A 4,486-nucleotide genomic window follows, 5' to 3' on the forward strand; every position below is an offset into this window, starting at 1 on the left:
GCACCCCGCTACGACGTCGGCAAAACCGTCAAGCGCCCCGAGACTCTCAAAGCCATCGGCAAGCCTGGCAGGTCCTGGTAGATAAAGAACAAGCTCAGAGGCCGTTCTCTTTCCGAACCTCGTGTGACGTCTTCGCTGGTCAGGCTTGAAGCAGCTGCTGCCGCGGCAGTCTCGGCTCGTTGCCGGACGAGATGTCGTGGAGGTGGCGGATGCCGTCGATGCGGGCGGTTCTGGAAACGCGGCAGAAGGCCGCAGCCGCGGAGGTGAAGCACTTGGAAGCCGAGTTGGAACGAGTGCGGGCGGCTCTGGCGGACGCGGAAGAGGTGCACCGGCGCCGGGTGATCGGCCTGGAACAGTATCTGGAGGCACTGGCTGAGACGGATGCGCCCGCCGTGGTGGCCGGCGAGGTGTTGCAGAAGAGGCCGGTCGGACCGCGCCGGGCAGTGCCTCACCGGCAGAACGCGACCGAGGTGAAGGAGTTGTCGCCGGACTACCAGGCGTTGATGGCTGCTGCGGCCGATGCGGGAGGCGACGGGCTGGGTGCCCGGCGGGCAGCGGTGGTGCTGGGCTGGGACAGCGCGTCCGCCTCCCGCATCGAGGGAGCCAGAGCACGACTGAAGCGGCTGGTGGAACGGGGCTGGCTGGTCGAAGAGAAGCCGGGCAGGTTCACGCTGCCTCTGCCGGAGCAAGACGCTGCCGCTGCCGGACGGCCAGGCGGCGGCTCATGAGCATGGTCATCGACCACAGGACGACGACTTCGCTGGTGTCGGTGCACCGCTCGTAGTCACGGACCAGACGCCGACTGCGCAGGCACCAGGCAAAAGTTCTCTCCACGACCCAGCGACGGGGCAGGACCTGGAAGCCGCTGACGTCGTCGCCGCGACGGACGACATCGACGCCGATCCCGAGCTGCGTTGCACTCCAGTCGACGAGATGGCCGGTGTAACCGCCGTCGGCCCATACCCGTGACAGCCGTTCGAAGCGGCCCTTGGCCGCCGACAGCAGAATCCGGGCGGCCTCCCGGTCGGTCGTGGACGCCGGTGTGACCAGCACGGCCAGGAGGAACCCGAGCGTGTCGGTGAGCAGGTGCCGCTTGCGTCCGTTGATCTTCTTCCCGGCGTCGAAGCCCCGCGTGGTGAGGGCCACGGTGGCGTCCGCCTTCACCGACTGCGAGTCCACGATGGCCGCACTCGGCTCCTGATCACGGCCCTCGGCCTCGCGGACGGCACCGCGCAGCCGGTCGTGCAGTTCGGTCACGAGTCCCGCGTCCCGCCAGCGGGCGAAGAAGGCGTACACCCGTGGCCAGGGCGGGAAATCGGACGGCATCGCCCGCCATTTGATGCCGTTGTCGACGAGGTAGCGGATCGCGTCGATCATCTGCCGGTGACAGTAGCCCTCCGGCCGCCCGCCCCGGCCGGCCAGCCATCCCGGCACCGGCAGCAGATCACGTACCAGGGCCCACTCGTCATCGCTCATGTCCGAGTCGTACCGGGGCCGGCGCTCCGGGCGGTCGGCCGCGTTCCCGAACCTGTGGGCGAGACAGTCACACCCAGGAGTGGACGGGCTGGACCCGGCAACCGTGACCACGCAACACTTCGACAACAGGGCCTCTTGTTCCTCGCTGGACTCGACATCCGCGAGCTACCAAGAGGCCCTTCTTCCATGCATCCGCACCGGCAGAATCACTCGGACCATGCCCCTGTTCGAACCTCACCGACCACCCGAGCGGATAGAGAACAGCCAGTCAGCTCCCCTCGTCTCGGGTCGGAGCGCGGACGTTGCGTCGGTTTGATCGGTCGCGTGGGCCCGGTCGGCTTCGGCGGTCGCGCGCGGTCCGCCTGCCGTGGGATGGAGCTGGCAGAGCCGTTCGACCGCCGCTGCCAGGTCTGCCACGACTGGTGTGCCCGCCGCTTCGGGCAGGGCCGCCAACTGGGGCGCGTGCCGTGCCCCCCGCCCCGTACGCACCATGACCCCTCGCACACCGGCTCGCCGGGCCGCGAGGACATCGTCGACGGAATCGCCGACCAGTGCCGTGCGCGATCGGTCGAATCCGAAGTGGTCCATCGCCGCCCGGACCATGCCAGGTTCCGGTTTCCGGCAGCCACAGCGGTCAGCCGGCGCGTGGGGGCAGAGGTATGTCCCGGCGATCCGCACTCCTTCGTCGAAGAGCGCGTCGGTTGCCAGTCGGTGCAGGTTCACCACGTCGCGCAGGGACAGCAGCCCCCTCCCGATCGGGGACTGATTGGTGACCAGCACGATGGGTACCCCCGCCTCGGTGGCCCGCAGAAGCGCGCGGATCGCCCCCGGCAGGAACCGGATGTGCGCCGGAGCCCGTACGTAGTCGCTCCGATTCTCGATCACTGTGCCGTCCCGATCGCACAGCAGGCTCCAGGGGGCGCCGCTTCCGGTGGCAGCCGGTGCTGGTCCGACCGGCGCCGCGAGGAAGACTGGTCCGTTCATCCGGGCCGGCCCGCGGCGAGACGGCGGCAAGAGCGGCTCATGACGGACCGCACCTGCGTGGTTCGCCGCCGCAGAGGCGCCGGGCGACGATGTGGTTCAGCGCGAGGTGCAGGTCCTCGGTCAGCCCGTAGTCGTCGCTGTCGACGCTGACGCAGACATCGCAGTACTTCGCGAGCGAGCTGGCGGCTACCCCAACCCATGCGACGACCCGCGCCCCCGCGGCGCGAGCGGCCTCGGCCGCGCGCAGCAGGTTCGACGACTTGCCGCTGACGCTCAGCAGCAGCAACAGACCGCGGGGGGCGGCCTGCAACACGACCTGGTGGGCGAAGACCTCCTCGAAGCTCGTGTCGTTGGCTAACGCGGTGAGAACCGCAGGGTTGTCCGCGAGCCCGACGACCCGCGCATGAGGGTGCCCAGTGACCCGGCACGTGCCAAGCAGGTCGCACACCACGTGGCTGGCTGTGCTGGCGCTTCCCCCGTTCCCTGCAACGAAGACAGTGCCGCCGGCCACGAGAGTGGCGGCGATCTCCTCGGCCGCCTGTCCGGCTGCCTCCATGTCGATGCGGAGCGCCAGGGTGGACAGGCCCTTCAGGTACTCGGCCGCGGTCTTGGCCGCGGGGGATCTTGACAACATGTCGTGGGTCATCGCGGACGGCCGTCCCTCCCCGGGTGGCTCACTCTCACCGCTGGCCGGTGGCACCTGGCTCACGCTGCCCGGACCTGGTACGAGATGGCTGCCAGCGGGTTCGTGACGAACATGCGCCGCACGGCAGCTTCGCCAAGTCCGAGAGAGAGGATGTTCCGGCGCTGCTGCTCGTAGCCGCTCGAACCAGCGGCCACAGCCCCGTCATCGCGCAGCCACAGAGGGTTGTGTTCGCTGCGGGAGAGCTGCTCCTGCGCCATCGTGGAGACCTCCGTGTGGTCTGTCAGCGCGATGAGCCGGTCAGTGCCCAGGTAGTCGACGGTGCGGCGGCAGATCTCCAGATCCACGTGGTGCCCGTCGAAGTTGATGCACGGGTACAGCAGCGACTCCTGGGCAGCGGCCAGCATCGCGGCCGGCACCGGCCCGAGTAACTCGCACAGGTCCGCCTCGCGCCAATCCGGACTGAGGACCCGCTTGAGCTCCTCGTCCCGGCGCGCCCGCTCGGCGGGAGTACGCCAAGCGTGCTGGAAGTTCCGCGGCGTGTCGTTGTAGAGGTGGTCGGTCAGCACCAGGTACGGCGAGGAGACGTACCGGCCGTGCAGAAAGTCCAGCACGGCCCGGAGGCGGTCGGCGCTGCGCTGCGGGGCGTCTCGGTGGAAGTGGCCGACGGCTATTCGTACACCCTGCTCGTAGAAGCTGACCAGGAGGTCGGCGAGGGTCAGTCCGTCGTCGATGTGATCCTCCAACGCCATGGCGTCGGGCGCCATCACGATGTAGCGCAGGCCGAGCGGGCCGATGGACGCGAGCGTGGCCCACTCCTCCGCGGAGGGGTACCAGCGCCCGGCACGCGGTATACCGCCCTGCGGGCCGAGCAGGGGTCCCTCGATGGCGAACCCGGCGATGTTCGGCACCGCATCCGCCTGCCGCAGCGCGTGATACTCCCTGATCACTGCGACCAGCCGGGGCAGGTTCTCCCGCCGCAGATATACGGTGGGCAGGATGCCGTACCCACGTGACGCCGCCGCCTTCTGCACGCGGAGCAGATCGCCGGGCTCGAGGCTGGAAAAATCGAACTCATCGATTCCATGGAAGTGGTACAGGAACGCTTTCATGCCTTCCCCGTTCGGTGGGTTATGGACCCCGATCCCGGATCCGATGTCAGGCGTACTCGACCTGGTGTCGCGCGTGGCGGGGAACCTCCGGGTAGCGAACGCCCGGCGGCAGTCGCCCGGCGGCCTGAGCGAAGCAGAGGTTGCCCGTCGGCGTCAGTGCCCATATGACGGCGGGCCTTGACCCCGGATCTTGGACACACGAGACAATGGATCCTGAGGATCTGAGAACGGACATCTCGTGGTCATGAAGAACTATCCGCCGCAGTTCAAG

At 68.7% G+C, this 4,486-nt stretch carries 5 protein-coding genes; 1 reads left to right on the top strand and 4 read right to left on the bottom strand.

Annotated features, from left to right (window positions below):
• Positions 1-218: 218 nt before the first annotated feature.
• Positions 219-728, top strand: coding sequence for a hypothetical protein (locus IE94_RS0133880; RefSeq protein ID WP_051777898.1), 510 nt, complete (start codon positions 219-221; stop codon positions 726-728).
• Here the strand turns inward: IE94_RS0133880 and IE94_RS36555 are convergent.
• The 4 genes from IE94_RS36555 to IE94_RS0133900 all read right to left on the bottom strand — a co-directional run bounded on the left by IE94_RS36555 (position 667) and on the right by IE94_RS0133900 (position 4,215).
• Positions 667-1,476, bottom strand: coding sequence for an IS5 family transposase (locus tag IE94_RS36555; RefSeq protein WP_063829768.1), 810 nt, complete (start codon positions 1,474-1,476; stop codon positions 667-669). The genes IE94_RS0133880 and IE94_RS36555 overlap by 62 nt on opposite strands.
• 234 nt (positions 1,477-1,710) lie before the next feature.
• Positions 1,711-2,460, bottom strand: a complete 750-nt coding sequence (locus tag IE94_RS37400; RefSeq protein WP_280922742.1) for a D-glycero-alpha-D-manno-heptose-1,7-bisphosphate 7-phosphatase — start codon at positions 2,458-2,460, stop codon at positions 1,711-1,713.
• Positions 2,461-2,497: 37 nt separating this feature from the next.
• Positions 2,498-3,106 (bottom strand): SIS domain-containing protein, encoded by a 609-nt coding sequence (locus IE94_RS36560; protein ID WP_051777895.1) that lies wholly within the window; start codon positions 3,104-3,106, stop codon positions 2,498-2,500.
• Positions 3,107-3,165: 59 nt separating this feature from the next.
• Positions 3,166-4,215: a hypothetical protein gene (locus IE94_RS0133900; protein ID WP_030192149.1), complete on the bottom strand. Its 1,050-nt coding sequence runs from the start codon at positions 4,213-4,215 to the stop codon at positions 3,166-3,168.
• Positions 4,216-4,486: the final 271 nt, after the last annotated feature.

The sequence above is a fragment of the Streptomyces violaceorubidus genome (assembly GCF_000717995.1).
GTDB lineage: Bacteria > Actinomycetota > Actinomycetes > Streptomycetales > Streptomycetaceae > Streptomyces > Streptomyces violaceorubidus.